General features: G+C 63.2%; 26 protein-coding genes. 11 read left to right on the top strand and 15 right to left on the bottom strand.

Annotation, left to right across the window (positions count from 1 at the left end; translation table 11 throughout):
- Nucleotides 1–105: 105 nt before the first annotated feature.
- Nucleotides 106–2790: a TIGR02302 family protein gene (locus ATY75_RS10120; protein WP_088937480.1), complete on the top strand. Its 2685-nt coding sequence runs from the start codon at nt 106–108 to the stop codon at nt 2788–2790.
- A 104-nt stretch (nt 2791–2894) separates the two neighbouring features.
- Here the strand turns inward: ATY75_RS10120 and ATY75_RS10115 are convergent, their stop codons facing one another.
- From ATY75_RS10115 to ATY75_RS10105, 3 genes are all read right to left on the bottom strand, one after another.
- Nucleotides 2895–3254, bottom strand: coding sequence for a response regulator (locus ATY75_RS10115; RefSeq protein WP_054182490.1), 360 nt, complete (start codon nt 3252–3254; stop codon nt 2895–2897).
- Nucleotides 3255–3394: 140 nt separating this feature from the next.
- The gene (hpt, locus tag ATY75_RS10110; protein WP_064840895.1) at nt 3395–3937 is read right to left on the bottom strand and encodes a hypoxanthine phosphoribosyltransferase; all 543 of its coding nucleotides are present in this window, start codon (nt 3935–3937) and stop codon (nt 3395–3397) included.
- 135 nt (nt 3938–4072) lie between these two features.
- On the bottom strand, nt 4073–4720 hold the full coding sequence (locus ATY75_RS10105) for a hypothetical protein (RefSeq protein ID WP_088937479.1): 648 nt from the start codon (nt 4718–4720) through the stop codon (nt 4073–4075).
- Nucleotides 4721–4925: 205 nt separating this feature from the next.
- Between ATY75_RS10105 and ftsE the strand changes: the two genes are divergently transcribed.
- The 4 genes from ftsE (at nt 4926) to ATY75_RS10085 (ending at nt 8284) form a co-directional block, all read left to right on the top strand.
- A complete protein-coding gene (ftsE, locus tag ATY75_RS10100; RefSeq protein ID WP_003567051.1) occupies nt 4926–5585 on the top strand; it encodes a cell division ATP-binding protein FtsE in 660 nt (219 codons plus the stop codon).
- Nucleotides 5578–6591, top strand: coding sequence for an ABC transporter permease (locus tag ATY75_RS10095; protein WP_064840896.1), 1014 nt, complete (start codon nt 5578–5580; stop codon nt 6589–6591). Before ftsE ends, ATY75_RS10095 begins: the two co-directional genes overlap by 8 nt.
- Nucleotides 6592–6658: 67 nt before the next feature.
- Nucleotides 6659–7375: a YdcF family protein gene (locus tag ATY75_RS10090; protein WP_064840897.1), complete on the top strand. Its 717-nt coding sequence runs from the start codon at nt 6659–6661 to the stop codon at nt 7373–7375.
- A gap of 111 nt (nt 7376–7486) precedes the next feature.
- Nucleotides 7487–8284: a 1-acyl-sn-glycerol-3-phosphate acyltransferase gene (locus tag ATY75_RS10085; protein WP_049732446.1), complete on the top strand. Its 798-nt coding sequence runs from the start codon at nt 7487–7489 to the stop codon at nt 8282–8284.
- A gap of 1 nt (nt 8285) precedes the next feature.
- On the opposite strand, the gene ATY75_RS10080 is transcribed toward ATY75_RS10085, so the two are convergent.
- The gene (locus ATY75_RS10080; RefSeq protein WP_088937434.1) at nt 8286–8816 is read right to left on the bottom strand and encodes a gamma-glutamylcyclotransferase; all 531 of its coding nucleotides are present in this window, start codon (nt 8814–8816) and stop codon (nt 8286–8288) included.
- Between the two features lie 50 nt (nt 8817–8866).
- On the opposite strand from ATY75_RS10080, the gene ATY75_RS10075 reads away from it, so the two are divergent.
- Nucleotides 8867–9883 carry a DUF2125 domain-containing protein gene (locus tag ATY75_RS10075; protein ID WP_088937433.1) on the top strand — a complete coding sequence of 339 codons (1017 nt, stop codon included), beginning with the start codon at nt 8867–8869 and terminating at the stop codon, nt 9881–9883.
- A gap of 12 nt (nt 9884–9895) precedes the next feature.
- Here ATY75_RS10075 and ATY75_RS10070 read toward each other — a convergent pair whose 3' ends face one another.
- The 4 genes from ATY75_RS10070 to ATY75_RS10055 all read right to left on the bottom strand — a co-directional run bounded on the left by ATY75_RS10070 (nt 9896) and on the right by ATY75_RS10055 (nt 13212).
- Nucleotides 9896–10315, bottom strand: coding sequence for a GNAT family N-acetyltransferase (locus tag ATY75_RS10070; protein WP_088937432.1), 420 nt, complete (start codon nt 10313–10315; stop codon nt 9896–9898).
- A gap of 9 nt (nt 10316–10324) precedes the next feature.
- Nucleotides 10325–11251 carry a prephenate/arogenate dehydrogenase family protein gene (locus tag ATY75_RS10065; RefSeq protein WP_088937431.1) on the bottom strand — a complete coding sequence of 309 codons (927 nt, stop codon included), beginning with the start codon at nt 11249–11251 and terminating at the stop codon, nt 10325–10327.
- Nucleotides 11248–12345, bottom strand: coding sequence for a histidinol-phosphate transaminase (hisC, locus tag ATY75_RS10060; protein ID WP_190241340.1), 1098 nt, complete (start codon nt 12343–12345; stop codon nt 11248–11250). The genes ATY75_RS10065 and hisC overlap by 4 nt, the downstream gene beginning before the upstream one ends.
- Nucleotides 12346–12435: 90 nt before the next feature.
- A complete protein-coding gene (locus tag ATY75_RS10055) occupies nt 12436–13212 on the bottom strand; it encodes a class I SAM-dependent methyltransferase (protein ID WP_028756431.1) in 777 nt (258 codons plus the stop codon).
- 53 nt (nt 13213–13265) lie between these two features.
- On the opposite strand from ATY75_RS10055, the gene gloB reads away from it, so the two are divergent.
- Complete coding sequence (gene gloB, locus ATY75_RS10050; protein ID WP_088937429.1) at nt 13266–14036, top strand: hydroxyacylglutathione hydrolase; 771 nt, start codon at nt 13266–13268, stop codon at nt 14034–14036.
- Nucleotides 14036–14458: a cupin domain-containing protein gene (locus ATY75_RS10045; RefSeq protein WP_088937428.1), complete on the top strand. Its 423-nt coding sequence runs from the start codon at nt 14036–14038 to the stop codon at nt 14456–14458. Before gloB ends, ATY75_RS10045 begins: the two co-directional genes overlap by 1 nt.
- On the opposite strand, the gene ATY75_RS10040 is transcribed toward ATY75_RS10045, so the two are convergent.
- Entirely contained in the window at nt 14459–15343 is an 885-nt protein-coding gene (locus ATY75_RS10040; protein ID WP_088937427.1) for an EamA family transporter, read from the bottom strand.
- Nucleotides 15344–15373: 30 nt separating this feature from the next.
- Nucleotides 15374–16153: a DUF3108 domain-containing protein gene (locus ATY75_RS10035; protein ID WP_088937426.1), complete on the bottom strand. Its 780-nt coding sequence runs from the start codon at nt 16151–16153 to the stop codon at nt 15374–15376.
- A 242-nt stretch (nt 16154–16395) separates the two neighbouring features.
- Here ATY75_RS10035 and rpmB point away from each other — a divergent pair, with 242 nt between their 5' ends.
- Together rpmB and ATY75_RS10025 are read left to right on the top strand one after the other, a co-directional pair.
- Nucleotides 16396–16695 (top strand): 50S ribosomal protein L28, encoded by a 300-nt coding sequence (rpmB, locus tag ATY75_RS10030; protein WP_003589938.1) that lies wholly within the window; start codon nt 16396–16398, stop codon nt 16693–16695.
- A 110-nt stretch (nt 16696–16805) separates the two neighbouring features.
- Complete coding sequence (locus tag ATY75_RS10025; protein ID WP_049732436.1) at nt 16806–17441, top strand: VUT family protein; 636 nt, start codon at nt 16806–16808, stop codon at nt 17439–17441.
- Nucleotides 17442–17446: 5 nt separating this feature from the next.
- Here the strand turns inward: ATY75_RS10025 and ATY75_RS10020 are convergent, their stop codons facing one another.
- From ATY75_RS10020 to ATY75_RS10000, 5 genes are all read right to left on the bottom strand, one after another.
- The gene (locus tag ATY75_RS10020; RefSeq protein WP_088937425.1) at nt 17447–18013 is read right to left on the bottom strand and encodes an adenylate kinase; all 567 of its coding nucleotides are present in this window, start codon (nt 18011–18013) and stop codon (nt 17447–17449) included.
- A gap of 54 nt (nt 18014–18067) precedes the next feature.
- On the bottom strand, nt 18068–19087 hold the full coding sequence (locus ATY75_RS10015) for an esterase-like activity of phytase family protein (protein WP_088937424.1): 1020 nt from the start codon (nt 19085–19087) through the stop codon (nt 18068–18070).
- 16 nt (nt 19088–19103) lie between these two features.
- On the bottom strand, nt 19104–21005 hold the full coding sequence (gene cobT / locus ATY75_RS10010; RefSeq protein WP_088937423.1) for a cobaltochelatase subunit CobT: 1902 nt from the start codon (nt 21003–21005) through the stop codon (nt 19104–19106).
- 12 nt (nt 21006–21017) lie between these two features.
- Nucleotides 21018–22010: a cobaltochelatase subunit CobS gene (cobS, locus tag ATY75_RS10005; protein WP_064840912.1), complete on the bottom strand. Its 993-nt coding sequence runs from the start codon at nt 22008–22010 to the stop codon at nt 21018–21020.
- A gap of 309 nt (nt 22011–22319) precedes the next feature.
- Nucleotides 22320–22937, bottom strand: a complete 618-nt coding sequence (locus ATY75_RS10000; RefSeq protein WP_064840913.1) for a J domain-containing protein — start codon at nt 22935–22937, stop codon at nt 22320–22322.
- Between the two features lie 102 nt (nt 22938–23039).
- Here ATY75_RS10000 and ATY75_RS09995 point away from each other — a divergent pair, with 102 nt between their 5' ends.
- Entirely contained in the window at nt 23040–23324 is a 285-nt protein-coding gene (locus ATY75_RS09995; RefSeq protein WP_172599233.1) for a BolA family transcriptional regulator, read from the top strand.
- The last annotated feature ends 22 nt before the right edge of the window (nt 23325–23346 follow it).

Below are 23346 nucleotides of genomic sequence, written 5' to 3'. Positions count from 1 at the left end.
GCCTTCGCCACAAAGAGTGTTATCCTTGTCAATGATGAGCGTATTGCCCTGCAATCGCCGGAAGCGCCCTCTGTTCCAAAACGCCAGATCGCGGAGACCGGATCGATGACAAGCCCCTCAAGGCAGAGGAAAGGTGCGTTTGCGCTCCGCCCCTCGCTTGCCCGGCTGGTGACGACAAAACGTCTGCTGGCGCGTGTGGTGCTGTTTTTCGAGCAGTTGCTTCCGCCCTTGATGCCGGTCCTGGCCGTCATCGCCCTTTATCTCTCAGCCTCCTGGTTCGGGGTCTTCCGCAGCGTACCGGACTGGCTGCGCATCCTGCTTTTGATCGCCTTTGCCGCCGCTGTTCTCGTCTCGCTCCTGCCCTTGCGCGGCCTGCGCTGGCCCGGCGTCGCCGAAGCCGACCGCATGCTGGAAGAGCGCAACGGCCTGTCGCACCAGCCGGTCACCGTCCAGGAAGACGAGCCGGCCTTCGATACGCCTTTCGCCCAGGCGCTCTGGCGCGAACACCAGACCCGCATGGCCGAAAAGATCGCAGCCCTCGATGCCGGGCTGCCGCGGCCGGATATCGCCGCGCATGACCGTTTTGCGCTGCGCGCCGTGCCGGCGCTGCTGCTGGTCACCGCCTTTGCCTATTCGTTGTCCATCAACGGCGGCTCGCTCGGTGACGCGTTTCAGGCGGCACCCGAGCAGGTGACGGTCGATCCCGCGGTGCGCATCGACGCCTGGGTGACGCCGCCCGCCTATACCGGCCGCGCCCCGGTCTACCTGACCGCCGACGGCAGCGAGCAGGCGCCGATCGGCATTCCGCAGTTTTCGGGCCTCACCGTTCGTGTCAGCGGCGGCAAGACCGCCGAAAAGGTCGTGTTCCGCAAGGCGAACGGCCAGGCGCAGGATATTGCCGTGCAGGCGGACTCCAAGCCGCAGCAGGCGGCAGCAGCAGGCGGCGAGCAGCCGAAGACGGCCCCGGCCGGCGAGGCGCCCACCGGCCAGGCGCCCGCCAGCCAGGCACTTGTCGCGCAGACGCATGTGATGAAGCTCGAAGAGAGTGGCGCCCTCGAAGTCAACGGCCGCCGCTGGAGCTTTAACATCCTCCCGGACAAGGCGCCGGAGATCGCCTTCGACGGATTGCCGAAGCCCAGCGTCAACGGCGCGCTTGAAATCGGCTTCACCGTCAAGGACGATTACGGCGTCCAGGAGGCGCATGCGGAGATCGTTCCCCTGGAAAACGATCCGGCGGCGACGCCGCTCTATCCCTTGCCGGAATACCGGCTGGATATTCCCCGCCGCAACGCCCGCGACGCCAAGGGCGTCACCAGCCGCAACCTGACCGAACATCCGCTTGCCGGCAAGCGCGTGCGCGTGACGCTGGTCGCCAAGGATGCCGCCGGCCAGACCGGCCGCAGCCCGCCGCACGACATGATCCTGCCATCGCGGCCCTTCAACGAGCCGCTCGCCGCGGCCGTCGCCGAGGAACGGCAGGTTTTCGCGCTCGACACCCGCAAAATGCCGCAGGCGATCGGGCTGAACGAGGCGCTGACCATCCGTCCCGAGGAGACCATCCCCAAGCTCACCAACTATCTGCTGCTGGAATCCGCCTTGACGCGTATGAAGCTCGCAAAAGGCGACGAAGCGCTGAAGGATACGGCTCAATATCTGTGGGAGATCGCTCTCGGCATGGAGGACGGCGATCTTTCGCTTGCCGAGCGCAAGCTGCGCGAGGCCCAGCAGAAACTTGCCGACGCCTTGGACCGCAACGCGCCGGACGAGGAAATCAAGAAGCTGATGGATGAGCTGCGCAAGGCGATGCAGGACTATATGACCGAGCTTGCCCAACGCATGCAGAACGCGCCGATGCAGCCGAACCAGAACGCCCAGAACATTCTGCGCCAGCAGGATCTGGAACGGATGATGGACCAGATCGAGAATCTCGCCCGCTCCGGCAATCGCGACGCAGCCCAGCAGATGCTGTCGGAATTGCAGCGCATGATGAACAACCTGCAGGCCGGCAGGCCGCAGCGCGGCCAGCAGAACCAGGAAAACAGCGAGGCCCGCAAGCAGATCGACAAACTCGGCGAGATCCTGCGCGACCAGCAGAAGCTGATGGAACAGACCTTCCGTCTCGACCAGCAGCTCAGGGACCGCATGCAGCGCGGCGAACCCGACATGGGCGAGAACGATCCGCTGCTCGACGAGATGAATCCCGGAGAAAACGGCGAGCCGCAGGATCAGCAGCAGGGCCAGCAAGGCAAGGACGGCCAGCAGCCCTCCGACCAGATGACCGCCGAGCAGTTGCGCGAGGCATTGAAACAGCTGCGCGCCCAGCAGGATGCGCTCGGCAAACAGCTCGGCGAATTGCAGAAGAGCCTCGGCGAGTTGGGCATGAAGCCTGGTCCCGGCTTCGGCCAGGCGCAACGCGAGATGGAAGGTGCCGGCCGCGAACTCGGCCAGGGCCGCGGCCAGCAGGCCGTCGAGGGCCAGGGCCGGGCGCTCGAAGCGCTTCGTCAGGGCGCCCGCGACATGATGAACCAGATGATGCAGGCCCAACAAGGCCAGCAGGGTCAAGGTCCGAACGGCCAGGTGGGCCAGGGCGATCAGACCGGCCGCGACCCGCTCGGCCGGCTACGCCGGACCCGGGGGCCGGATTTCGGCGACAACAGCGTGAAGGTTCCCGACGAGATCGACGTTCAGCGCGCCCGGGAAATCCTCGACGCGATCCGCGAAAAGCTCGGCAACAATCCGCCGCAGGAAATGGAGCGGCGGTATCTCGAACGGTTGCTGGATATTCAGTAGGCCTTACGCCGCCGTAGAGTGGAGCGGCGGCGCGCTAAGCCAGTGTCACGCAAAACTGTGCATGACGTCGCCCGAGACAGGCTCAGGCGTTTCCTCGTCATGCTTCAAGCGACGAGCGCTCTGGCGACCGCCTTGCGGATATCGGGAAGTGCAAAAGGTTTGGCGACGACGTCGATGATCTTTTCGGCAAGATCGTCGGCCCGTTCGCGCTGTTCGGCATAGCCGGTCATCAGCAGGATCTTCAGGCCGGGAAAGGCGTCTTTTGCCTGATGGGCGAGTTCGATCCCATCCATCACGGGCATACGGATATCCGAAAGCAGCAGGTCGTAGGCCCCGTCCTTGAGCTTCTCCAGTCCCTCGGCGCCATCGGCCGCTTCATCGGTCTCGTGACCGTCGAGCCTGAGCGCCCGGGCTACGAAAGACCGCAGGGAGTCCTCGTCTTCCGTAATCAGAATTCTTGCCATATGTGCATTGCTCCGTCTTCAGCCCCGCGACGGAAATCACCAGACTTTCCTTTTCGATCGGTAAAGATGGAGAAGCGATGGATGGGATGGTTAACAAGCCGTCTCGAATGGCGAGGCGGCCTCTGCCATGATGCAGCAGCTCAGGCGTCGCCGGTCACCACGCCGACGAAGGGCAGTTCGCGGAAGGCGTAGGCGACGTCCATGCCATAGCCGACGACGAAATAGTCGGGGCATTCGAAGCCGACATAATCGGCCTCCAGCTTTTCCTTGCGCTTGACGCGCTTGTCGAGCAGCACGGCGATGGTGACGTTGCGCGCGCCGCGCTCGAACAGCAATTCCTTGGCAAAGAGCAGCGTCCGGCCGGATTCGAGGATATCGTCGATCAACAGGACGTCGCGGCCGTGCACGTCGCTATCGATATCCTTGACGATGCGCACGCCCTGCGAAACCGTGCCGATGCCATAGCTCGACAGCGTGATGAACTCGACCTCCGGCGCAAGGCCGCTATCGTGCAGGGCGCGGATCAGGTCGGCGGCGAAGATGAACGACCCCTTGAGCACGGCAATGACGAGCAGGTCCTTGGTCGGGCCGTTGGCGATCTCCCGCGCCATCGCATGATTGCGCTCGGCGATCTGCTCGGCAGTGAAGAGCGGCTCGATATTTTTTCCGCGCACGACAGGCATAAGGGCTTGCTCCATGAAAAGAAGGGTAAGCCGTTAGCACATATGCGAGCCTGAAACAGCCTCGCCAGCCATGAAATTAACCGGATTGGCGCGACCTGCGGCAGGAAAGTCAGCCATTCCGTTTCAAATCACTCTCTACGGCAGGAACGAGAGCCGCACCTCCGGCAGTTTTCCGCCGGCATGTTGCACACGCGCCGAGAAGCCCCGGCTCTGGCCGCCATAGATGACATCGGAGGGCGGATTGATGACGATGCTGGCGGTCAGCCGCTCGTCGGTGACGAGATCGGCGCGGATCGGTTGCACCGTCTGCGTCGTGCCGCTGTCGTTTTCGATGATGCCGTTGATATCAAGCACGCGCATGCCGTTCGCGTCGCGCGGTGCCACCGTCACATGGGTAAAATGCAGCGGCGCTCCGGAATAGGCCGGCGCGGCGGAAAGGCCGGAAAAGCCGCCCGCAAGCCCGAAGACGAGCACGGCGAGCGCCAGCACCAAGCCTGCGAAGCTCCGCATCGAAGCGCGCTGCAGGAAGGATTCCAGCTCGCGCAGAACGGTTGCCATCGTGGGTGTCGGCAGGGCCTGTGCCGCGTGAGCGCCAGCCGCGCGCCTGCGGTTGTCGTTATAGGTCCTTGCCGTAAATTCCTTCGGTCGGGCTTTGCCGAGCGTCACGAATTCGGCGTCGGAAATATCGGCGGGACGCGCCGCGCGGTACTGGCGGGCGGCAGGTTCCGGCGGCAGGAAATCATAGGCCTGGCCCGGCGTCCGGCTGAAGGAGGATGCTTCCATGGTGGCTGCCTCGCAGATGTCCACATGGTTTCGCTGCCAGAGGAAATCTGGCATTGAAACGAATCCTGCTCAGTCGTAAATTTTAATGGTTAATGCTTCGCAAAGACCGCCATCAATCGGGCGTCTTTCCGGCAAAATTTACCGGCTGTTAACGGTGTTGGTTAACAAGTCACGCGGTGAAACCCACAACAGACTGAGCTGCCCGTTGATCCACTTCGAGAATGTCGGTTTGCGTTATGGCATGGGCCCGGAAATCCTCCGGGACCTGACCTTCGACATTCCGAAGAAATCCTTTCAGTTCCTGACGGGCCCATCGGGGGCCGGCAAGACCTCGCTTCTGCGGCTGCTGTTCATGTCGCTGCAGCCGACGCGCGGCCTGATCCGCATGTTCGGGCGCGATATTTCCGAAATCCCGCGCCCCGAACTGCCGCTGCTGCGCCGCCGCGTCGGCATCGTCTTCCAGGATTTCCGCCTTCTCGATCATCTGACGACCTATGAGAATGTCGCTTTGCCCCTACGCGTACGCGGCAAGGACGAGAGCTCCTACAAGACCGACGTCCTGGAACTGTTGAAATGGGTCGGCCTCGGCGAACGTATCAACGTGCTGCCGCCGGTGCTCTCCGGCGGCGAGAAACAGCGCGCCGCGATCGCCCGGGCGCTGATGGACCGGCCGGAGGTGCTGCTTGCCGACGAACCGACAGGCAATGTCGACCCGCCGATGGCCAAGCGCCTGCTCAATCTTTTCCTTGAGCTGAACCGCCTCGGCACCGCCGTTGTGATCGCCACGCATGACCTGGCGCTGATGGAACAGGTCGAAGCCCGCCGCATGATCCTCTCGGGAGGGCATCTCGATATCTATGACTGAGCCCTCATCCAGAAATCCGGACAAGGCGCCTGGCAAGGCGGAGCAGAAGCGGCCGGAAATGCGCGTGCGCCCGACCGCGCCGATTCTGCCGCCGTCCAACATCCAGGGCAACGCCTTGATGGTAGTGATATCGATCATGGCCTTTCTCGCCTGCCTGACGCTCGGCGGCGTCAGCATGGTGCGCTCGACGGCGGCAAGCTGGGAGAGCCAGATCTCCCGCGAGATCACCATCCAGATCAAGCCGGACGACAATCTCGACATGGAAAAGGCGCTGACCCAGGCGCGCGACCTGGCGCTGACCTTCGTCGGCACCAAGAGCGGCCAGATCGTCGATGAGGCCGCCACCGCCCGTCTGCTCGAACCCTGGCTCGGTCCCGGTCTCGATCTCAAGGACCTGCCCGTTCCCCGCCTCGTCATCATCACCATCGACGAGAGCAATCCACCGGATTTCGATTCCATGCGGGCCCTGCTGAAAGACAGCATCCCGCAGGCCACCCTCGACGATCACCGCACCTGGGTCGACCGGCTGGTGTCCATGGCGCACACCACCGTCATGATCGGCACCGGCATCCTGCTCTTGGTCTTCTCGGCGATGGTGCTAACCGTCGTCTTCGCAACACGCGGCGCGCTGTCGGGCAACCGCCACATCGTCGAGGTGCTGCATTTCGTCGGCGCCGAAAGCTCCTTCGTCGCTACCGAATTCCAGAAGCATTTCCTGAAGATCAGCCTCAAGGGCTCGGCGATCGGCAGCGCCCTTGCGGCTCTCTTCTTCGCCACCGCCGGCTTCTGGCAGAGCCGCACGCTGGCCACTCCGGAAACGGACCAGGCGACCGCGCTCTTCGGCACCTTCTCCGTCGGCGTGCTCGGTTATGCCGGCATCTTCGCGACGATGATCGTCATTGCCCTTCTGACGACGTTTACGGCGCGCCTGACCGTCATGCGGACGATCTATGAAATCGATACATTGCGCTCGGACCCGACACGCACCGACGGCATTGCGAGTTGATCGTGACCATGCCGTTTTGTCATGAAAGCGTCTGTTCCGCGCCGCAATCAGCGTATAGTCACGATTCATGACGATGGGAGACACGACACCCAACCCGATTCATCAGGATCCGGGGCTTGACCGCCCGGCGGCTCTGCCACCGCGGCGTGGGCCACTGCGCCGCCTGTTGCGCTGGGGCGGTTTTGCCTGCGTACTGGCGATCGCACTGGTGTTCGGCGGTTTCCTGCGGTTCGCCGATTCGGTTACGACGCTGAAGCCGCCGGCCGAGCCGAAGGCCGATGCGATCGTGGTGTTGACGGGGGGCTATCAGCGCATCGACCAGGCCGTGGAACTGCTGCAGAAAGGCGCCGGCAAGCGCTTGCTCATCTCAGGCGTCCATCCGACGACGACGCCGGCGCAGATCCGCAGGATGACGCAGGGCTCGGCCGATCTCTTCTCCTGCTGTGTCGACATCGGCTACGATGCGATCGACACGATCGGCAATGCCGAGGAAGCGTCAAACTGGATCCACGCCAAGGGCTATCGCAGCGTTCTGATCGTCACCAACAACTACCACATGCCGCGAAGCCTCGCCGAACTCTCCTATGTCGATCCCGACATCGAGTTCATCGCTTACCCCGTGGTCAATTCGGATTTGAAGAGCCGCAACTGGTTCACCGACCCGAATGCGATGCGCGTCATGCTGGCCGAATATGCCAAAGTGCTGCTGACCGGCGCCCGCAACATCACCGGCTTCGGCCGCCACACCGGGCTGCGCTCGGCCAGCGCCACCGCCCAGCAATAGAGCGCCGCGTCCGATGCGCTTCGGGCTTTTGCATCGAGGCGGAATCAATCGCTTTGTATGACGGGAAATATCGTGTAGGCCGGTCGCGTGAGCATGCCTCGGGAAAGTTTCATGATCGCCCTGCGTTCCGTCCTCTTCAACACGATCTTCTACGCCAACCTCATCATCCGGATGATCGTGCTCTCGCCCTATTATTTCCTGGCGCCGCGCCTGACCGCCTATGCGATCCCGAAAAACTGGGCGCGCTCCAACCATTGGCTGATGCGGGTGATCGTCGGCACTACCTTCGAGATCGAAGGCTTGGAGAACCTGCCGGATGGCAGCTACATTCTGGCGCCGAAGCACCAGTCCTTCTGGGATACCTATGCGCTGCTGCCCTGGCTGAAGGACCCGGTCTACATTCTGAAGCGCGAACTGATGTGGATTCCGCTGTTCGGCTGGTATGCCAAGAAGCAGCGGGTGATCCCGGTCGATCGCGGCGCCCGCGGCAAGGTGATGGTGGAGGTGCTGAAGCGCACGAAGGAAGAGCTTTCGACCGGCCGGCAGCTGATCATCTATCCCGAGGGCACCCGCCGTCCGCCGGGCGCCGAGCCGGTTTATAAATACGGCATCGCCCGCATGTACCGCGATCTCGCCATCCCCGTGGTGCCGATCGTCATGCATCCCGGTCTGTTCTGGCCGCGGCGGAGCATTCGCCGTTATCCCGGCCATTTCAAGGTGAAGATCCTGCCGCCGATCATGCCGGGAATGGATCCGGACGCGTTCTTCGCCCATCTGATCGAGGTATCGGAGCGGGCAAGCGACGAGCTTCTGCTCGAAACCGTGGAACGCAATCCGCATGTGCCGCTGCCGCCGACGGCGGTCGAAAGACTGGCAGAGCTTCGTAAGCTGAAAGCAGCGACTGCTTAAATCACGCGGCGCGCAGCCGCTCCACTTCACCGACCACCTGCTCCAGCCAATGGTCGCGAATGCCCATCTGCTGCAGATGCGCCAGCGTGTTGAAGACATAGGCATCGTTGGGGCCCGACTGGCCCCTGGCCTCGTGGACCACCCGCGCTGCCGCCAGCGCGTCGAGAGTGCCGGCATATTGCTCGTGGTCGCGATCGGCGATGTAGGTCACCGCCTCCGTCCGGCGCCGGCCGGCAAGCTGCAGTTGCACCCGGCGCTCCAGATAGACATTGGTCACCAGCTCACGGGCGCGGAGATAATCGATCACCTCGTCCCACTTTTCCGGAGAAATGCGAAACGCCATGCCGCGGCAGGCGCCGCCCCTGTCGAGGCCGAGAACCAGACCGGGATTGTCGCGCGTACCGCGATGGACGAAGGAGCGGACGCAGAGCGAGCGCCTGTAGCCGTAGATCAGAGCCTCTGCCCGCTCCATGAATTCGAAGCCCGGATTCCACATCAGCGAACCGTAGCCAAATACCCAAAATTCGTCCATATCGCACGCCAGACCGGAATCACATTTGCGATTCACCATTGGAGAACATCATGGCAGCGTCAAGCCAATCCGGCAGCAGCCAATCCGGCAGCGGTAAGAAATTCTGGCTGCTGGGCGGCGGCATCCTCCTGGTGATCGCGCTTTATACCGGCGGCTGGTTCTACGCGGCATCGACGCTGAAGACCACGGTGCTGAAGGCGATCGCGCCGCGCGACCAAGCGGGCGTCAGCGGCGAATGCTCGGATATCGAATTCCGCGGCTATCCTTTCCGGATCGGCCTGTTCTGCTCCAAGATCGATGTCGACGACACTGTCAACGGCGTCTCGGCCACCTTCGGTGCGTTGCATTCTGCAGCCCAGGTCTATGCGCCCGGCAATATCGTCTGGGAGCTTGATTCGCCGGCCGAGATCCGCACCAGCAACGGCCTTTCGATCTCGGCCCAATGGGCGGACCTGCAATCGAGCCTGGCGACGAGGCTCAGGGGCATCGACCGCAGCTCGACCGTCATCAAGGGCCTGAAGGCGACGGCGGTCTCCTCCTACACCGGCCAGACCATCAGCTTCGATGCCGCCCACACCGAAATCCATCTGCGCCAGAACGGAGCCGATCTGGACGGCGCGATCTCCGTCCAGGATGCGAATGCGGCGATCAAGGATTGGCCGCAGATCTTCCCGAAATTGTCTGCCAGCATCGATCTGACCGTTGCCGGCAAAGCCGGCCTGATCGACGGCAGTGACCCGAACGGCCTCAACGGTTCTACCGGCGAACTGCGCCGCATCGTCGCCGACATCGGCGACGGCAAGGTGATGACGCTGACCGGCCCCTTCTCCTTCGACGAGCACGGTCTGCTCTCGGGAAAATTCAAGCTGGAGATCGAACAGCTCGGCCCTTGGGGCGACAGCCTGAAACAGGCGTTCCCGGATATCGCCTCGACCGTCAACACGGCGACGAAGCTCTTGAAATCGCTGGCCGGCGGCAAGGACAAGGTCTCGGTCGATCTCGTCGTCGATCGTGGCAACGCCACCGTCAGCGGTTTCATCCCGCTCGGCCGGATTCCGCCGATCTGACCGGCGCGTTTCTCAGTCTATGTGCTTGATGAAGAAAACCTCAGGCACCGATTGCAGACCGGGCAGCTCGATTGCGCCGGTTTCGACAAATCCGTTGCGGCGATGCCAGTCTTGCGGCCGGCTCTCGTCGCATTCGCTCGAGGTCATCAGCAGGCGGGCGCCGTCGGCGCGCATCGCCTCTTCCCAGGCGAGAAACAGCGCTGTGCCGACGCCCGACCGGCGGTGGCCGGGCAGGACGCGAATCATTTCCATATAGGGAACCCTTCCCCAGAAGCGGGAGAAGCGCAGGAAGCCAACGATCTCGCCGGCCTCCCGGGCGACGAGATATTCGCCGAGCCCCACGCATCGCGATACCCATGCCTTTCCGGCACTGGCGTCTTCGCGAACCAGCCAGTCGATATCGGCCTGACTTGCGCTCGCCACCTCCGCCATCGGGCGCGGCTACTTCTTGTCCAGCGCGTGGGGGCGGCCGAAATCCGGCGCGTCGACATCCTGGCCGGCCTGGACGATCGAGCGGCGAATGGCGCGCGTGCGGGTGAAGAGTTCGAAGATCTTGTCGCCCTCGCCCCAGCGGATCGCCCGCTGCAGATAGGCGAGATCTTCCGAGAACCGCGCCAGCATTTCGAGGATCGCATCGCGATTGTGCAGGCAGACGTCGCGCCACATGGTCGGGTCGGAGGCGGCGAGGCGGGTGAAATCGCGAAAGCCGGAGGCTGAATATTTGATAACCTCAGACTCGGTCACCGTCTCCAGATCGTCGGCGGTGCCGACGATATTATAGGCGATGATATGCGGCAGGTGCGAGACGATCGCCAGCACCTTGTCGTGATGCTCCGCATCCATCTCATCAACCTTCGAGCCGAGCGCTTCCCAGAAGCTGCGCAGCCGTTTCAGCGCCGTCTCGTCGGTGCCGGCGACCGGCGTGAAGATGCACCAGCGGCTTTCGAAGAGACCGGGAAAGCCGGCATCCGGGCCGGATTTTTCCGTGCCGGCCAGCGGATGGCCGGGGATAAAATGCACGCCGGCCGGGATATGCGGCTGCATCTGCGCGATAACGGAGGCCTTGGTGGAGCCGACATCGGTAACGATTGCCCCGGGCTTCAGGCTTGCCGCGATCTCTTTCGCCACACTTTCCGAAGCGCCAACCGGCACCGAGACGATCACCAGATCGGCATCCTTGACGGCATCGGCCGAAGAGGTCGTGTAGCGGTCGCCGAGACCGAGCTCTTCGGCACGCTTCAGCGTATCGGGGCTGCGCGTGGCGACGACGATCTCTCTTGCGAGGCCGAGCCGGCGGATGTCGTGAGCCAGCGAAGAGCCGATCAGACCGATGCCGATCAGCGCGATACGATCGAACTGCACGTTCATGCCTTGTGTCCCATAAATTCGCTGAGGGCGGCGATAACGCCGCGATTGGCCTCTTCAGGGCCGATGCTCATGCGCAGCGCATTGGAAAAACCGTAGCTGCGCACCGCGCGCAGGATGTAGCCGCGGCTCGTCAGCAGATCGTCGGCATCGGCGGCGCGCTTGCCGTCGATATCGGGGAAATGGATGAGAACGAAATTGGCGACGGATGGCGTCACTTTCAGGCCGATCGCCTCCAGCGCCTGGGTCAGCGTCTCCACCCACAGCTGGTTGAAGGAGATGGCCTGCTGAACAAAGACCTGGTCGCGGATGGCCGCCGCACCGGCGGCGATTGCCGGCGCATTCAAATTGAACGGCCCGCGCACGCGGTTCACCGCGTCGACGATCTCGGCCGGCGCATACATCCAGCCGACGCGCAGCGCCGCCAGTCCGTAGGCCTTCGAGAAAGTGCGGGTCATCACCACATTGGCGTTTGAAGACACGACCTCGATGCCAGCTTCATAATCGTTGCGGCGCACATATTCGGCGTAGGCAGCATCGAGCACCAGGACGACATGTTTCGGCAGCCCTGCCTGCAGGCGGCGGATCTCGCTGACCGGGACATAGGTGCCCGTCGGATTGCCGGGACTGGCGATGAAGACGATCTTGGTTTTCTCCGTCACCGCGGCAAGGATCGCATCGACATCGACGGTGTGATCCTTTTCCCTGACGACGACGGGCGTGGCGCCGGCGCCCTGGATCTGGATCTTGTAGACCAGGAACCCGTGCTCGGTGATGATGCCCTCATCGCCGGCGCCGAGATAGACATGGCAGAGCAGGCCGAGCAGTTCGTCGGAACCGTTGCCGCAGAGGATGTTGGCCGGGTTGAGGCCGTGCACGGCAGCGATCGCCTCGCGCAGGTCGATCGCCTGCCCGTCCGGATAACGGGCGAGATTGTCGGCAGCCGCCTTGAAGGCTTCGACCGCCTTCGGGCTGGCGCCGAGCGGCGTTTCGTTGGACGAAAGCTTGTAGACGCGGGCAACCCCCGGCGCATGTTCCTTGCCCGGCACATAGGATGCGATATCGAGAATACCGGGACGCGGATCGGGCTTGCTCATCTCAACGCTCATGGGTCGACCTTGGAATTGCCGGAAATGACCACGTGGCATTAAAGCGGAATGGGGTTTTTGTCGAGAGCCGGGACGGTGTCAGCGGTTGCGTGTGGTCGGCACGCCATGGGGTGCCAGAACCGGCACGAAAACGCGGCGCGAGGCGCGTGCGGCGACCGGCAGCCCCTGATAGAGCCGCTTCTGCGCCTCGACGATGATGACGCCTGAAAAAGCCGGCCACAGCGTCCGGCCGATCCGCTCGAAGGCGCGGCGAAGCCGCAGGATGGTTCTGAGCTTCGAGGGCGGGAAGAACAGCGCTTCGGCCGTCGCGCCGGGCGTGAAATTCGTCTCGCGCAGCAGATGCGTCAGCTGACCGCGGGAATAGGGCCGGCCCGAGCCGAACGGCGTATGCTCCATCCGCGCCCAGACGCCGCGCCGGTTCGGCACGACGATGACAAGCCGTCCGCCAGGCGCCAGCACCCGCCAGAGCTCTTTCAGCGTCTCGCGCGGGCTTTCGGCGAATTCCAGCGAATGCACCATCAGCACCCGGTCGATCGAGGAATCCGGCAGCGGCAATTCCTCGTCGAAGACCAGTGTCGTCGAAGACAGCGAGCCCATCGGCCAGTTCACCGCGCCCTGCCCGGCCGGCATGAAGGCGAAGGTGCGTTCGGTATCGGCCTGGAAGCGGTCGAGGAAGGGCACGGCATAACCAAGGCCGACCAGCCGCTCCTGCGGCAGCCGCACCCAGAGCGACGACAGCGCCATGGCGATCGACTGCTCGGCAAGACGCCCGAGCTCGGAGTGGTAGAACTGGCGTAGGTCGACGATATCGGCGTGCATTGCGACAAATGTTATCAGCGGGCGGTTGGACTTCAAGGCCGGACTCTCTACATTTCCGCGAGACTCGCATGACAAGGGATAATTGCACGATGAAACCTTTGGAATTGGACGTTTTTCTCTGCCGCACCGACAATTTCGGCGTGCTCGTCCACGACCCGGAAACAGGATTTACCGCGGCGATCGACGCGCCGGAGGAGGCGCCGATCCTGCAGGCGGCGGCACGCCGCGGCTGGAAGATCACCCATATCTTCACCACCCATCACCACACCGATCATGTCGCCGCCAACCTGGCGCTGAAGGAGCAGTTCGGCTGCGAGATCATCGGCCCGATCAACGAGGCGGTTGCCATTCCCGGCCTCGACCGGACGATGGCCGATGGCGACAGCTTCCTTTTCGGCGATCACACGATCAACGTCATCGAGACACCCGGCCACACCGCCGGCCATATCTGCTATCACTTCGTCGACGACAAGCTGCTCTTTGCCGCCGACACGCTGTTTGCGCTCGGCTGCGGCCGGCTGTTCGAACGCCCGGCCGCCGATATGTGGCATTCGCTGCAGAAGCTTGCCGTGCTGCCCGATGAGACCGCCGTCTATTTCGGTCACGAATATACTTTGTCCAACGCCCGCTTCGCACTGACGGTCGACCCCGGCAACGAACGGCTGAAGGGCCGCGCCGCCGAGATCGAGGCCTTGCGCGCCGACGGCAAATTCACCATCCCGACGACACTCGGCCTGGAAAAGGAAACCAACCCGTTCCTGCGCGCCGCCGATCCGGCGATCCGCCGCAATCTGCTGATGGAAGGCAAGACCAATGAGGAAGTCTTTGCCGAGATCCGCAAGCGCAAGGACAATTTCTGATGTCGCCTGAGGACATCATCCGCGAACTTGCCATGCAGCCGCATCCGGAAGGCGGCTGGTACGCTGAGACCTTCCGCGACACGGCAGGCGGAGCGCGCGGCCATTCGACGGCGATCTATTACCTCCTCACCAGAGGGCAGCGCTCGCACTGGCATCGCGTCCATGACGCGGCGGAGGTCTGGCATTATTACGCCGGCGCGCCGCTTTCGCTGCATCGCTCTGAAGACGGAACGGCAAGCGAGACCTTGACACTCGGAACCGACCTGGCGGCCGGCGAGCGGCCGCAGGCGATCGTTCCCGCCAATTGGTGGCAGGCGGCCGAAAGCCGCGGCGATTTCACCCTTGTGGGATGCACCGTCTCGCCCGGCTTCGAATTTTCGAGCTTCGAGATGGCGCCATCCGGCTGGAGCCCAGGCAGCTGATCATTCCGCCGCGACGGGCTGGGTCTTGCGGCGGAACATGTCCCGGGCGGCCAGCACCGCGCCGCCGGTGACGAGCAGGCAGGCAAGCGCGATGCGCCAGCTCGGCTCGGCAAAGCCGAACAGCGTCAGGATCAGCGTCGACAGCAGCGGTGCGGCATAACTGGCCGCGCCGAGGATCTGGATATCGCCGTTCTTGACGCCGTGATCCCAGGCATAGAAGGCCGCACCGACCGGCAGGAGCCCGAGCCCGGCGACGGCAAGCCATTCGAAAGCCGTGGCCGGCCAGACGGTCGTCTCCAGGCCGAGATGGCAGAAGAGCGACAGGATCGAGGTCGCCAGGCAGAAGCCGGTGACGACATCGGTGGAGACGGCGTCGAAACGCCGGGTCAGCAGCGAGTAACCGGACCAGGTGAAGGCGCAGAGGAAAGCGGCGCCGTAACCGACGGCATAGGCGCCGTTGAAATCGATGCCGTTGCGGCCGACGATCAGGAAGGTGCCGCAAAGCCCGGCAAGGGCGCCGGTAACATGATACCAGCGCAGCCTTTCGCCCGGCAGTAGCGCCGAGCCGACGACGATCAAGAGCGGCCAGAGATAGGCGATCAGCCCCGCCTCCACCGCCGGTGCGTTCCGGAGCGCGGTGAAATAGAGGAAATGATAGCCGAACAACCCTGAGATGCCGGTGATCCAGACCCTGGCCGGCTGCTTCAGCAGCGCCAGCCGCGAGGGGTTGAGGATCAGCACGGCGAGGCCGGGAAGGCTGCCGATCGCAAAGCAGACGGCCGACAGCTGGAATGGCGGCATTTTGCCGGAGGCGGCGGTGAACAGCGCCAGGAACGACCACATCAAAATGGCGGTAAAACCGATCAACGTCGCGCGAAGCTTCACCCGTCCCCCTTCGACGGAGGACGAACTCCGTCAGCTGTTGCTGCCGTATTTGACGGCAGTGATCGTCACCATTCCATATTCGGTGGGAATGCGCACATAGACCGGAGCGTATACATTTGCCGCGTCCGACTTGGCAAACCAGATTTCCATCCGGTCGCTCTTGCTCAGATAGTCGATATCCTTGCGGCCCTTCTTGTAGCCCGAGCGCGGCACGAAGCGCACGCCGCAGACCGTCGCCTTGCCCTTGAAGCCGTTGGTCGAAAAATCCTCGTCGCCCTTCGGCGACAGCACCAGATCCATACGCGTCTCGCCGTCGAAGATCGGCAGCGTCTGCGAGCAGACCTTGGTGTCACCGGTAAAAACCAGGCCGGAGATCGGATCGAGCACCGAGCGCATGTCGCGCGGCGTCACGTCGATCCAGTTCTTCGGACGCTTCGGCGGCGGTGTCGTCGTCGCCGAGATGATGTTGCCGTTGCGATAGCTGACCTCGTAGACGCGGGCCTTCTTGCCGGTCTTGTAGTAGAGCGAATAATTCTGCGCCTGCAGCCTGTCATTGCGCACGACACCGGTGACGCTGGTTTTGGCCGAAATCGTCGTGACCAGATCGGCAAGCCCGGCCGAGTTGATGCTGCCGGCGATCTTGTAGCTGTGATCGTCCTCGATCTTGGTCAGGAACGCGGCGCGCGCGATCGGCAGGCCGGCCAGCGTCACCCGGTATTCCGTCCGATGCTGGATTTCGGCCGCCGATGCCGGTATGGCAAAAAACGCTGCGATCGCCGAAATGAAAATCCGTCTGCCCGAATGAGCCATGAGTGAAGCCTTGTCTTGCCGCGCGCCGGCAGCCTTTGCTAGGGCGCTCTATACTCCTGCCGTGAAGCGAAGAAAACAGCAGCTTTTTGACGGAATTGCGGGAAAGTCCAAGGTTTGGCTTGACGCGCGCGGCCTGCCTGACTATAGAACCGCAACTTTCCAATCATGCCCGTTGGATTGCGCGCCTGGTTTTGACCGGGGATGGCAATTCGATGGCCGACAAAAACAAGAATAGGTGTTCCATGTCCCGCGTGTGCGAATTGACCGGCAAGGCCGTCCTGACTGGTAACAATGTCAGCCATGCCAACAACAAGACCAAGCGCCGGTTCCTGCCGAACCTGTGCCAGGTCACGCTGATTTCCGACGCTCTCAACCAGCGTTATCGTCTTCGCGTTTCGGCTGCTGCCCTTCGTTCGGTCGAGCATCGTGGCGGCCTCGATGCCTTCCTGCTCAAGGCCAGCGAAACCGAGCTGTCGATGCGCGCACGCCTGCTGCGCCGCCAGATCGTCAAGAAGACCGCCGAAGCGGCTGTTGCTGCCTAAGCTTCTGCTCTTCTTTCATACGGCTTCGAAAGGCTTGCACGGATGACCTCCGGTCAAGCCTTTTGTTTTGCCTGAGCACTCCAACTGGTGGCATCACCCAGGATAAAAAAATGCTGAAGACCCGCTATACCATCGCCTATGTCGCGCTGATGACGCTCGTCGTCGTCGCCTCCAACTTCCTCGTCCAGTTTCCGCTGAACGCCGAAGTCGCCGGCATCAACCTGGCCGACATCCTGACCTGGGGCGCCTTTTCCTATCCGGTCGCCTTCCTGATCACCGATCTGACCAACCGCCAGTTCGGCCCGCAGGCCGCCCGCAAGGTCGTCCTTGCCGGCTTCGTCGTCGGCGTGACGCTGTCCTTCTTCACCTCGGTGCCGCGCATCGCCATTGCCTCCGGCTCGGCCTATCTCGCCGGCCAGCTGCTCGATATCGCCGTCTTCAACCGCCTTCGCCGCCAGGCCTGGTGGCGCGCCCCGCTCGTCGGCTCGCTGATCGGCTCGGCGCTCGATACGGTGATGTTCTTCTCGCTGTCCTTCGCCGCATTTTTCGTCTTCCTCGGCCCGAACGAACCCTTCGCGCTGGAGGCAGCCCCCGTCCTCGGCGTCTTCGCCGCTGAGGCGCCGCGCTGGATCTCCTGGGCGCTCGGCGATTTCGCCGTCAAGATGATCGTCGGCCTCGTCATGCTGTTGCCCTACGGCGCGCTGATGAACGTGCTGCGGCCGATGCAGGCCGCCCGCGCCAGCTGAGCTAACTACCGACGCCGCCGGACCGCTCCGGCGGCGATGGCGGGATGCAGAAGAACCTGCGCGGCCAGCTCGTCGATCGCAAGCGATGAATCGAGCCGCAGCACCGGCGCCGTCTGGGTTTTCAGCCATTGATCATGTGCCGCCAGGCTGCGGCGTTCGGGACCGGCCGTATCGTAACTTGCCGCCCATTCCAGGAATTGCCCGCTTTTGACTTCCATGTCCCCGCCCGGCCCGATCCTGTCGCCGTATCGGGCGGTCTCCCGCGCCCGGATCCGCGCCATCCGAAGCTCCGGCTCGATCCTGAGGAAGACGATCAGATCGTAGAGCGGCTCGAGCGGCCCGCCCCATTTCAGCGCCGATCCGGACAGAACCCAGCCGCCGGGCCGGCCCGTCTGCGCAAGCAGCAGCCGGATGCGCTGATCGGCATCCCGCGGCGTCGTGAACGGGGGATCGGTCGGCAGCCAGAAGAAATCGTCGGTGTCGAGATGGGCGATATCGAGCCTTTCGGCCAATGCGAGACCGAGCGATGTCGTGCCGGAACCGGACGCGCCCATGACATGAATACGCACCATGATATTCTCCGAAAGCTACAGACAGATGCGGCGGGATAGCCGGCGCATATGAAGTCAGTCTGACGCTTTGCCTGCGGTCTGTTCCGACAGCCGGAACTCCAGCATCAGATTGCGCTGCAGGAGCGAATGATTGTCGTCCGACACCAGGATGATATGGGTGGTGCCGTCGGCGCCCTGGAAAGCGTCCAGCCCTTCCATATTGTCGATCTGCGAGTTGAAATTGCCTTCGAGCAGCAAGTCGCCGTCGACGACGGCTCCGGGCTTGATGTCGGCGCCCCTGACGCGCCGAAGGCGCATACCGATGCCTTCGGCCATATTGAAGCGGCGCTCCAGGAGCAGCAGGTCGCCGTTCGGCAGGAAGGCGCCGTCGGTGACGTCGAAGCTGCCGTCGCGCGCGACCGAAAAGCGCCCTTTCAGCGGCCCGCTCAAAATGGCCGCCAGCCGGTTGCCGTCGCTGTCGAGACCGCGTTCGGAGACGATGACCACGCCGCCCTTGAGCGGGCTCGATGCGGGCGCGACAGTGATGGTCTCGATACCGCGATTGTCGCTCAGCATCTTGCGCGGGATGAGGATCGGCAAAGTGCCGATCGCGCTCGACTCGGCAAAACCCGGATCGGGATAGACATCGACGCGATGTTCCTGCTCGAACGAGACCAAGATCCGGTCGCCGTCGAACGCCAAGCCCTCGGCATCCATATGCCCCTTGCCCTCGAAGCTGCGCCCGGCGCTGTTCTTCATCGGGGTGATCTCGACATCGGCAAGGCCGGAAAGCCTGCCCTTGACGTCGCGCTCGATACTGCCGGTCAGCCATTGGCCGGTATCGAGCACCACGACGAAATGTTTTTGATCCTGCCGGAAGCGGATGGAGGAGAGCGAGCCGAACAGCGCTTTGCTGGAAACCATCTCCAGGCCGCCGAGAAATTCCAGCGATCCGAATGTCGTCTGCGAAGAGCCGATCCTGAAATCGGAGATTTGCCGGCTAATGACCGGCACATCTCCCGCCCTTGCAGGGCAAGCGCCGGCGGCGATGCAGGAAGCGATCAACGCCGCCCAGCTGAGACGCTTGCCAGTCATCTTTCCTTCAGCGGCGTCAGCCGGCACGGCGGAGCCGGCCGCCGCGCGGCTGGGTGGATTGATCTTCGAACAGCGAGGCAAGCTGTTCGGTCATCGCGCCGGCAAGCTCGTCGGCGTCGACGATCGTCACGGCGCGGCGATAGTAGCGCGTCACGTCGTGACCGATGCCGATCGCCAGCAGCTCCACCGGCGACCGGGTCTCGATCTGCTCGATGACGGCGCGCAGGTGCCGTTCGAGATAATTGCCCGGATTGACCGACAGCGTCGAATCGTCGACCGGCGCCCCGTCCGAGATCATCATCAGGATGCGGCGCTGCTCGCGACGGGCGAGCAGGCGATTATGCGCCCAGATCAGCGCCTCGCCGTCGATATTTTCCTTGAGCAGCCCCTCGCGCATCATCAGCCCGAGATTGGCGCGTGCCCGCCGCCACGGCGCATCGGCCGATTTGTAAATGATGTGGCGGAGATCATTGAGGCGTCCCGGCGTCTGCGGCTTGCCGCCGGCAAGCCAGCTTTCCCGCGCCTGCCCGCCCTTCCAGGCCTTCGTGGTGAAGCCGAGAATCTCGACCTTGACGCCGCAGCGCTCCAGCGTGCGGGCGAGAATATCGGCGCAGGTGGCGGCAACCGTGATCGGCCGGCCGCGCATCGAGCCGGAATTGTCGATGAGCAGGGTGACGACGGTGTCGCGGAACTGCGTATCGCGCTCCATCTTGAAGGAAAGCGCCTGCATCGGATCGATGATGATGCGCTGCAGCCGGGCCGGATCGAGATAGCCCTCTTCCAGGTCGAAATCCCAGGAGCGGTTCTGCTGTGCCATCAGGCGGCGCTGCAGCCGGTTGGCGAGGCGGCCGACCGCGCCCTGCAGATGCGCCAGCTGCTTGTCGAGGAAGGCGCGCAGGCGCTCCAGCTCGGCGGCGTCGCAGAGTTCCTCGGCAGTGATGATCTCGTCGAATTCTTCGGTAAAGACGTGATAATCGACCTTCTCGTTGAAATCCGAGAAAGGCGTGTTCGGACGGCGGGTCTCGCCCGGCGTCTCCGAATCGTCCTCGCCCTCTTCCATCATGTCGTCGTCGGAAATTTCGGCGCCTTCGGTCTCGCCATCCTCCATCTGCTCGTCGGCGACTTCACTATCCTCGACGGGGGCGGCATCGGTGCCGGCATCCTCGTCGACCTCGTCCTGATCCTGCTCGTCGCCGCTCGGCTGATCTTCCTGATCCGACTGGTCGTCATTGTCGGCGTCGCTGTCGTCGTCGCCATATTCCTCGGCCATTTCCATGGCCGACAGCATGTTGCGGATCACCTTGGCGAAGGCCTGCTGATCGTTGATCGCGCCCGACAGATTGTCGAGTTCGGCTCCCGCCTTGTCCTCAATAAAGTTGCGCCAGAGATCGAGCACCTTGCCGGCGGAGGCCGGCGGGCGCTGGCCGGTCAACTTCTCGCGCACCATCATCGCGACGGCTTCGCCGACCGGTGCGTCTTCCTGGCGCTCGATGCCGGTGAAATTCGCCTTGGAATATTTCTCTTCGGTCATGGAGCGCAGGTTCGACGCCATGCCCTCCATGCGCAGCGCGCCGATCGATTCGACGCGCGCCTGCTCGACGACATCGAAGATCGCCCGGGCGTCCGAGCCCTGCGGCGCCATCGTCGCGTGCATCTTCTCGTCATGGCAGGCAAGGCGCAGCGCCATGGAATCACCGAGCCCGCGGGTGACCGCCAGCTCATGCGCCGTCGGCCGCTTGGAAAGCTCCGGCAGGCGGATGCGCTCGCCGGTCATCCCCGGCCGTTCGTTGGCGAAGGTCACCTCGACATCGCCGTCGCCGGCGACCGAGCGCACGCAGCCGGTTATCGCCCGGCGTAGTGGCTCGACGTCGACGGGCGCGCCGGGCTTAGCTTTCGAATTGTCACCGCGAGCTGCCATGATCGGTCGGTCTCAAGCTCCGAGAACGATATTGGCGGCACTTTCCTTCAGCTCGACCCCGAAGGCGCGCTGATAGTGCTCGGCGACCAGCGGGCGCTCCAGTTCGTCGCACTTGTTGAGGAAGGTGACGCGGAAGGCGAAGGCGAGATCACCGAAGATCTCGGCATTCTCGGCCCAGGTGATGACGGTACGCGGGCTCATGACGGTGGAGAGATCGCCGTTCATGAAGGCGGCGCGCGTCAGGTCGGCGACACGGACCATCTTCGACACGGTCTCGCGGCCCTCCCTGTCCTTGCCGAAGCTCTTCACCTTGGCGGCGACGATGCCCACTTCGTGATCATGCGGCAGATAATTCAGCGTCGTGACGATCGACCACCGGTCCATCTGTGCCTGATTGATCTGCTGCGTGCCATGATAAAGGCCGGTGGTGTCGCCGAGGCCGATCGTATTGGCGGTCGCAAACAGGCGGAAGGCCGGGTGCGGCCGGATAACGCGGCTCTGGTCGAGCAGCGTCAGGCGGCCGGAGGATTCCAGCACGCGCTGGATGACGAACATCACATCGGGACGGCCGGCGTCATATTCGTCGAAGACCAGCGCGACATTGTGCTGATAGGCCCAGGGCAGGATGCCGTCCTTGAATTCGGTGATCTGCAGCCCGTCCTTGATGACGATCGCGTCCTTGCCGACCAGATCGATACGGCTGACATGGCTGTCGAGGTTGATGCGCACGCAGGGCCAGTTGAGGCGCGCCGCCACCTGCTCGATATGCGAGGACTTGCCCGTGCCGTGATAGCCGGAGATCATCACGCGGCGGTTATGGGCGAAGCCGGCCAGAATGGCGAGCGTCGTCTCGCGGTCGAATAGGTAATCGGGGTCGAGGTCCGGCACATAGGCGTCGCCCTTGCTGTAGGCGGGAACGCGGATGTCGGAATCGATACCGAAGGTCTCGCGGACCGAAACGGTGGTATCGGGCAGTTCTGCTATATCAAGATCGATCTTGCTCATCATGTCTCCAAGGCGGGTGATGCCACCCGGCCATACTGTCTCAGGCCATGTCGCAACCGTGACGCCGCGATCTAATTCCGCGCCCGTCCAGGTCGGAACGTCGGCGATACTTCTCCGGGACTGAAACGAAACCTCGGCGGGATGATGTCCGCGTGCGAGCATTCTTGAAAGAGTCCCGGACAAGAAACGCCGCGTCCGGAAGGTCGGCGGAGGCGATGTCGGGAAAACGCACAAATATGAGCCGCGTTTGCCTGCGGCCTCAGCCGATTTGGACCATACCCGATTGAAGCCCAAGAGCAAGGACGGGAATTAACAAAAACCGTTCTGCTTCAACAATTGATAGGCCTGGATGACGGCGCGGAAACGCTCTTCCGAGCCGCGGTCGCCGCCATTGGCATCCGGATGGTGCTTCTTGACCAGTTCCTTGTAGCGGCTCTTGATCTCGGCCGACGTCGCATTGGCGTCGAGACCCATCGTATCGAAGGCCTTGCTTTCCAGCGACTTCAGCTTGCGCGCCTGGGGAAAACGCGGCCCGCTGCCCTTGCCGCCTTCCTTGACGAAGCCGAAGGGATCGCGAACGCGGCTATAGGCGCCCGAGCGCACCTCCGAATGCAGCGGGCTGTCCTTCGCCGACTTGTTGACGCCGACGGTCCATGTCGGCCGGTGGCCGGTGATCGCCTCTTTCTGGTAACGGGCGATCTCGCCGTCCGACAGACCGGAGAAATAATTATAGCCCTTGTTGTAGTCCTTGACGTGCTCGAAGCAGAATAAAAAGAACTGGCCTTCCGCATTGCGTCCGACAGGAGCGCGATGCAAGCCTTTCTTGTCGCAGCCGTCCCACTGACAGGTAGGCGGCGCCTGTTCTGCCTCCGGCTGGCGTTTGCGGCGTGTTCGGATGCTATCGAAGTATTTTGAATCAAGTGTCATGACGGCGCTAATTATGAGGCTGTCGCGACGCGACAACAAGAATTGACAAATGGGTTTGTTGCTGGCTTGGTGGGAACCCTTTTCGCGAAGCAGCAAGACCGGATGATGACCCTGCGAACCCGCATCGAAGAAAAACTCGTCGAAGCCTTCGCGCCGGAGCGCCTGAGCGTCATCGACGAAAGCCATCTGCATGCCGGCCATCAGCCCGATATCACCGGAACCGGCGAAACCCATATGCGGGTGAGAATCGTCTCGGCCAAGTTCGCCGGCCTGTCGCGGCTGGCGCGCCACCGGGCGATCACCGAGCTGTTGAAACCGGAACTCGATGCCGGCCTGCATGCGCTGGCCGTCGAACCGGCAGCACCTGACGAACCGACCCGCTGGTAGCACAGCCTATATAAGATTGATC

Origin of the sequence: Rhizobium sp. N122, assembly GCF_002211295.1 — a bacterium.
In the GTDB taxonomy this organism is placed as follows: domain Bacteria; phylum Pseudomonadota; class Alphaproteobacteria; order Rhizobiales; family Rhizobiaceae; genus Rhizobium.
This window is presented reverse-complemented; position numbering and strand designations above follow the sequence as displayed.